Source organism: Endozoicomonas sp. ISHI1, from assembly GCF_024606225.1.
Classification (GTDB): Bacteria; Pseudomonadota; Gammaproteobacteria; order Pseudomonadales; family Endozoicomonadaceae; genus Endozoicomonas_A.
In genome coordinates this window covers 1-7,750 of the sequence record NZ_JAGRPU010000084.1, presented here as the reverse complement: position 1 = coordinate 7,750, position 7,750 = coordinate 1, and the positions used below count along the sequence as shown (strand labels likewise).

General features: G+C 49.9%; 4 protein-coding genes. All 4 read left to right on the top strand.

Annotated features, from left to right (window positions below):
• On the top strand, window positions 1-968 hold a 968-nt coding region (locus KBW69_RS22930; protein WP_257282430.1), incomplete at its 5' end, for a C2H2-type zinc finger protein.
• 217 nt (window positions 969-1,185) lie between these two features.
• Window positions 1,186-3,930: a C2H2-type zinc finger protein gene (locus tag KBW69_RS22925; RefSeq protein WP_257282429.1), complete on the top strand. Its 2,745-nt coding sequence runs from the start codon at window positions 1,186-1,188 to the stop codon at window positions 3,928-3,930.
• Window positions 3,931-4,319: 389 nt separating this feature from the next.
• Window positions 4,320-6,587, top strand: a complete 2,268-nt coding sequence (locus KBW69_RS22920; RefSeq protein WP_257282428.1) for a C2H2-type zinc finger protein — start codon at window positions 4,320-4,322, stop codon at window positions 6,585-6,587.
• Window positions 6,588-6,909: 322 nt separating this feature from the next.
• The coding region (locus KBW69_RS22915; protein ID WP_257282427.1) for a hypothetical protein at window positions 6,910-7,750 on the top strand (841 nt) is incomplete at its 3' end.

Here is a 7,750-nt window from a genome sequence, read left to right as displayed (position 1 = left end):
CAAATGCTCAAGCCCTATCGAATCACAAAAGTCACTATCACACCGGAGAGAGAACCTGCCCTGAGTGCCAGAAGACTCTGCCAAACGCTCAAGCTCTGGCGGATCACAAAAGAAAAGATCACAGCCCTGAGCAAACCTGCCCTGTGTGCCAGAAGACCCTGCCAAACGCTCAAGCCCTGTCGTATCACAAAAGGCAATATCACACCCCAGAGCAAACCTGCCCTGAGTGCCAGAGGACCTTGCCAAATGCTCAGGCCCTGTCGACTCACAAAAGTCAATATCACACCGGAGAGCAAAGCTGCCCTGAGTGCCAGAAGACCCTGCCAAACGCAAAAGCCCTGTCGAATCACAAAAGTCAATATCACACCCCAGAGCAAACCTGCCCTGAGTGCCAGAGGACCGTGCCAAGTGTTCAGGCCCTGTCGGCTCACATAAGAAAAGTTCACACCCGGGAGCAAACCTGCCCTGTGTGCCAGAAGACCCTGCCAAACGTGAAAGCCCTGTGGGATCACAAAAGAAAAGATCACACCCCAGCGCAAACCTGCGCTGAGTGTCAGAAGACCCTGCCAAACGCTCATGCCCTGTCGAATCACAAAAGTCAATATCACACCGGAAAGCAAACCTGCCCTGTGTGCCAGAAGACCCTGCCAAACGTTCATGCCCTGTCGGTTCACAAAAGAAAAGATCACACCCCAGAGCAAACCTGCCCTGAGTGTCAGAAGACCCTGCCAAACGCTCAAGCCCTGACGAATCACAAAAGTCAATATCACACCGGAGAGCAAACCTGCCCTGAGTGCCAGAAGACCCTGCCAAACGCTCAAGCCCTGTCGAATCACAAAAGAAAAGATCATACCGGAGAGCAAACCTGCCCTGAGTGCCAGAAGACCCTGCCAAACGTGAATGCCCTGTCGGATCACAGAAGGCAACACCGAAAACGAAAGCCTGATGATGCAAAGTCAAGTAATTGATTTCTGCTTGTCACAGGCAGTGGGTGAAGGGCTAAACGTTTTTTACGACAGTCATCAGGTATAAAACATCGGCGTTTCAGTAAAATTTCTGCATATTTGAAATGGATGGGAGAATCCATGAACCACTCTGTTTTGATTCCTTGCCCCTTATTCTCTGGTCTATCCTCACTGCTCCTACCCATAAAAAGCAAAGGATAGAACCATTAAAAGTCTACTTTTGCACGTATTGATCGTTGTGCCATTCGTCTGCACGGTTGAATCACAGACCTACCGTTTTATCGTTGAGGTTAACCAGAATGGGGCTTCTACAAGCCAGAGTTTTTCTATAAAAACTGAGCCGGGCACATTATCTGAAATGGCAATGAACGGTGGGGGGGCGATGCAAAACGAACCATCACACATTACCCGCACAAATGGATATTCAGGGTCAGGCTTACCACCCGGTGACAAACCCTGTAGGCGAAACAAATTTCAGATCATCACTTGTATGTACGGAACGGGCGGCGGGAACTATTCCCGGACAACGGGGCAAGAGGATCATGGTCAGTCATTCAATAGGCATTCAGAAAAATCTCATTATCTATACGACAACGAACATAATGATGAAAATTCGGGCCGACCTACCGACTCCCGACATAGCCTTGACGAAAATTGCCATCAACAGCCCTGTTGTCATCGACAAGGACGTTGTATCTTCGCTCCATCCACAACTATCCGGTGTCGTTCAACCTCTGATGACTCTTTCGCTTGCAGAACAGATGTCCATTTGCAAACAGGCGATCAGGAGTCTGGCCCGGTAAGCCATCCTGCTGATGGTCCGACAGTTGTCTCGGGTGCTGGCAGTACAAGCGGTCCATCATTAACATTAAACCCACCTCCTGCGAAAAAACAAAGGAAGGCAGGCTCTAAAAAATACCGATGTGATCACCCTGGCTGTGAAAAATCATTAAGCTCTCAAGCCTCATTGAGTACTCACAAAAGTCTATATCACACCGGAGAGCAAACCTGCCCTGAGTGCCAGAAGATTCTGCCAAACGCTCAAGCCCTGTCGGCCCACAAAAGAAAAGATCACACCCCGGAACAAACCTGCCCTGAGTGCCAGAAGACCCTGTCAAACGCGAAAGCCCTGTCGGATCACAAAAGTGAATATCACAGCGGAGAGCGAACCTGTCCTGAGTGCCAGAAGACCGTGCCAAACGCTCAAGCCCTGTCGAATCACAAAAGAAAAGATCACACCCCGGAGCAAACCTGCCCAGAGTGCCAGAAGACCCTGCCAAACGCGAAAGCCCTGTCGGTTCATAAAAGTGAATATCACAGCGGAGAGCAAATCTGCCCAGAGTGCCAGAGGACCCTGCCAAACGTGAAAGCCATGTCGGTTCACAAAAGAAAAGATCATACCCCAGAGCAGACCTGCGCTGAGTGTCAGAAGACCCTGCCAAACGCTCTTGCCCTTACGAATCACAAAAGTCAATATCACACCGGAGAGCAAACCTGCCCAGAGTGCCAGAAGACCCTGCCAAACGCGAAAGCCCTGTCGGATCACAAAAGAAAAGATCACACCCCGAAGCAAACCTGCCCTGAGTGCCAGAAGACCGTGCCAAACGCTCAAGCTCTGTCGGATCACAAAAGAAAAGATCACACCCCGGAGCAAACCTGCCCTGAGTGCCAGAAGACGCTGCCAAGCGCGAAAGCCCTGTCGGCCCACAAAAGAAAAGACCACACCCCGGAGCAAACCTGCCCTGAGTGCCAGAAGATTCTGCCAAACGCGAAAGCCCTGTCGGATCACAAAAGAAAAGATCACACCCCAGAGCAAACCTGCCCTGAGTGCCGGAAGATTCTGCCAAACGCGAAAGCCCTGTCGGATCACAAAAGAAAAGATCACACCCCAGAGCAAACCTGCCCAGAGTGCCAGAAAACCCTGCCAAACGCGAAAGCCCTGACAGATCACAAAAGAAAAGATCACACCCCGGAGCAAACCTGCCCAGAGTGCCAGAAGACCCTGCCAAACGCGAAAGCCCTGTCGGTTCACAAAAGTGAATATCACAGCGGAGAGCGAACCTGTCCTGAGTGCCAGAAGACCCTGCCAAACGCGAAAGCCCTGGCAGATCACAAAAGAAAAGATCACAGCGGAGAGCAAACCTGCCCTGAGTGCCAGAGGACCTTGCCAAATGCTCAGGCCCTGTCGAATCACAAAAGTCAATATCACACCCCAGAGCGAACCTGCCCTGAGTGCCAGAAGACCCTGCTAAACGCAAAAGCCCTGTCGAATCACAAAAGTCAATATCACACCCCGGAGCAAACCTGCCCTGAGTGCCAGAAGACCCTGCCAAGTACTCAGCACCTGTCGGCTCACATAAGAAAAGTTCACACCCGGGAGCAAACTTGCCCTGAGTGCCAGAAGACCCTGCCAAACGCTTATGCCCTGTCGGTTCACAAAAGAAAAGATCACACCCCAGAGCAAACCTGCACTGAGTGTCAGAAGACCCTGCCAAACGCTCATTCCCTGTCGAATCACAAAAGTCAATATCACACCCCGGAGCAAACCTGCCCTGAGTGCCAGAAGACCCTGCCAAACGTGAAAGCCATGTCGGTTCACAAAAGAAAAGATCACACCCCAGAGCAAACCTGCGCTGAGTGTCAGAAGACCCTGCCAAACGCTCATGCCCTTACGAATCACAAAAGTCAATATCACACCGGAGAGCAAACCTGCCCTGAGTGCCAGAAGACCCTGCCAAACGTGAATGCCCTGTCGGCTCACAAAAGAAAAGATCACACCCCAGTGCAAACTTGCCCTGAGTGTCAGAAGACTCTGCCAAACGCGAAAGCCCTGTCGGATCACAAAAGAAAAAATCATACCGGAGAGCAAACCTGCCCTGAGTGCCAGAAGACACTGCCAAGCGTGAAAGCCCTGTCGAATCACAGAAGGCAACACCGAAAACGAAAGTTTGATGATGCAAAGTAAAGTGATTGATTTTTGCTTATCACAGGCTCAGGAGGGAAACCTTCTTCAGCAAGCAGGTCTTAATGCAAATGTGGCAACACGAAATCACCAGTGCTTCGACTGCACCATGAAAGACACTCCCTTGTTGACGGCTCAGACCTCATCGAACCCGGCTAATCGTCTTGCTGTAGCTCTGTGATCGTGCCTGAGTTCATTGCTTTTCTGTAACCTTATTTTACGACAATCATCAAGTATAAAACATCGGCGTTTCAGTAAAATATCAGCACGTTTACCATGGATGGGAGAATCCATGAACCACTACGTTTTAGTTCCTTGCCCCTGATCCTCTCGTCTATCCTCACTGCTCCTATCCATAGAAAAAAAAGGATAGAACCATTAAAAGTCTACTCTTGCACGTATTGATCGTTGTGCCATTCGTTTGCACGGTTGAGTCACAGACCTACCATTTTATCGTTGAGGTTAACCAGAATGGGGCTTCGACAAGCCAGAGTTTTTTTATAAAAACTGAGCCGGGCACATTATCTGAAGTGGCAATGAACGATGGGGGGGCGATGCAAAACGAACCATCATACATTACCCACACAAACGGATATTCAGGTTCAGGCGCGCCTCCCGATGACAAACCCTGTAGGCGAAACACATTTCAGATCATCACTTTGATGTACGGAACGGGCGGTGGGAACTATTCCCGGACAACGGGGCAAGAGGATCATGGTCAGTCATTCAATAGGCATTCAGAAAAACCTCATTATCTATACGACAACGAACATAATGATGAAAATTCGGGCCGACCTACCGACTCCCGACATAGCCTTGACGAAAATTGCCATCAAGAGCCCTGTTGTCATCGACAAGGACGCTGTATCTTCGCTCCATCCACAACTATCCAGTGTCGTTCAACCTCAGATGACTCTTTCGCTTGCAGAACAGATGTCGATTTGCAAACAGGCGATCAGGAGTCTGGCCCGGCAAGCCATCCTGCTGATGGTCCGACAGTTGTCTCGGGTGCTGACAGTACAACCGGTTCATCATTAACATTAAATCCACCTCCTGCAAAAAAACAAAGGAAGGCAGGCTCCAAAAAATACCGATGTGATCACCCCGGCTGTGAAAAATCATTTAGCTCACAAGCCTCATTGAGCACTCACAAAAGGCAATATCACACCGGAGAGAAAACCTGCCCTGAGTGCCAGATGATCCTGCGAAACGCTCAAGCCTTGTCCGATCACAAAAGAAAAGATCACACCCGAGAGCAAGCCTGCCCTGAGTGCCAGAAGACCGTGCCAAATGCTAGAGACATGTCGACTCACAAAAGTCAATATCACACCGGAGAGCAAACCTGCCCTGAGTGCCAGAAGATCCTGCAAAACGCTCAAGCCCTGTCCGATCATAAAAGAAGAGATCACACCCCTGAGCAAACCTGCCCTGAGTGCCAGAAGATCCTGCCAAACGCTCTAGCCCTGTCGGCTCATAAAAGAAAAGATCACACCTCAGAGCAAACCTGCCCTGAGTGCCAGAGGACCTTGCCAAATGCTCAGGCCCTGTCGTCGCACAAAAGTCAATATCACACCGGAGAGCAAACCTGCCCTGAGTGCCAGAAGACCCTTCCAAACGCTCATGCCCTGTCGAATCACAAAAGTCAATATCACACCCCAGAGCAAACCTGTCCTGAGTGCCAGAAGACCCTGCCAAACGCTTATGCCCTGTCGGTTCACAAAAGAAAAGATCACACCCCAGAGCAAACCTGCCCTGAGTGTCAGAAGACCCTGTCAAACGCTCAGGCCCTGTCGAATCACAAAAGTCAATATCACACCGGAGAGCAAACCTGTCCTGAGTGCCAGAAGACCCTGCCAAACGCTTATGCCCTGTCGGTTCACAAAAGAAAAGATCACACCCCAGAGCAAACCTGCCCTGAGTGCCAGAGGATCTTGCCAAGTGCTCAGGCCCTGTCGGCTCACAAAAGAAAAGATCACACCCCAGAGCAAACCTGCCCTGAGTGCCAGAAGATCCTGCCAAACTCGAAAGCCCTGTCGGATCACAAAAGTAACTATCACACCGGAGAGCAAACCTGCTCTGAGTGCCAGAAGAACCTGCCAAACGCTCGAGCCCTGTCGAATCACAAAAGTCAATATCACACCGGAGAGCAAACCTGCCCTGAGTGCCAGAAAACCCTGCCAAATGCTAATGCCCTGTCGGTTCACAAAAGAAAAGATCACACCCCAGAGCAAACCTGCGCTGAGTGTCAGAAGACCCTGCCAAACGCTCATGCCCTGTCGAATCACAAAAGTCAATATCACACCGGAGAGCAAACCTGCCCAGACTGCCAGAAGACCCTGCCAAACGCTCATGCCCTGTCGAATCACAAAAGAAAAGATCACACCCCAGAGCAAACCTGCGCTGAGTGTCAGAAAACCCTGCCAAACGCTCAGGCCCTGTCGTATCACAAAAGTCAATATCACACCGGAGAGCAAACCTGCCCAGAGTGCCAGAAGACACTGCCAAACACGAAAGCCATGTCGGTTCATAAAAGAAAAGATCACACTCCAGAGCAAACCTGCGCTGAGTGCGAGGAGACCCTGCCAAACGCTCAGGCCCTGTCGAATCACAGAAGGCAACACCGAAAACGAAAATTTGATGATACAAAGTCAAGTGATTGATTTCTGCGTATCACAGGCTCAGGAGGGACAGGCACTGCACCAAGAAAGACTCGCCATTGTTGACGGTTCAGACCTCATCGAACCCAGGGAATCGCATTGCAGTAGCTCTGTGATGTCCCTGAGTTCATTGCTTTGCTCAAGCCTGATTTTACGAAATTATCAGGTATAAAGCATCGGCGTTTCAGTAAAATTTCAGCACGTTTACCATGGATGGAAGAATCCATGAACCACTATATTTTGATTCCTTGCCCCTTATTCTCTCGTCTATCCTCACTGCTCCTATCCATAAAAAGCAAAGGATAGAACCATTAAAAGTCTACTCTTGCACGTATTGATCGTTGTGCCATTCGTTTGCACGGTTGAGTCACAGACCTACCATTTTATCGTTGAGGTTAACCAGAATGGGGCTTCGACAAGCCAGAGTTTTTTTATAAAAACTGAGCCGGGCACATTATCTGAAGTGGCAATGAACGATGGGGGGGCGATGCAAAACGAACCATCATACATTACCCACACAAACGGATATTCAGGTTCAGGCGCGCCTCCCGATGACAAACCCTGTAGGCGAAACACATTTCAGATCATCACTTTGATGTACGGAACGGGCGGTGGGAACTATTCCCGGACAACGGGGCAAGAGGATCATGGTCAGTCATTCAATAGGCATTCAGAAAAATCTCATTATCTATGCGACAACGAACATAATGATGAAAATTCGGGCCGACCTACCGACTCCCGACATAGCCTTGACGAAAATTGCCATCAAGAGCCCTGTTGTCATCGACAAGGACGCTGTATCTTCGCTCCATCCACAACTATCCAGTGTCGTTCAACCTCAGATGACTCTTTCGCTTGCAGAACAGATGTCGATTTGCAAACAGGCGATCAGGAGTCTGGCCCGGCAAGCCATCCTGCTGATGGTCCGACAGTTGTCTCGGGTGCTGACAGTACAACCGGTTCATCATTAACATTAAATCCACCTCCTGCAAAAAAACAAAGGAAGGCAGACTCCAAAAAATACCGATGTGATCACCCTGGCTGTGAAAAATCATTTAGCTCTCAAGCCTCATTGAGCACTCACAAAAGGCAATATCACACCGGAGAGAAAACCTGCCCTGAGTGCCAGATGATCCTGCGAAACGCTCAAGCCTTGTCCGATCACA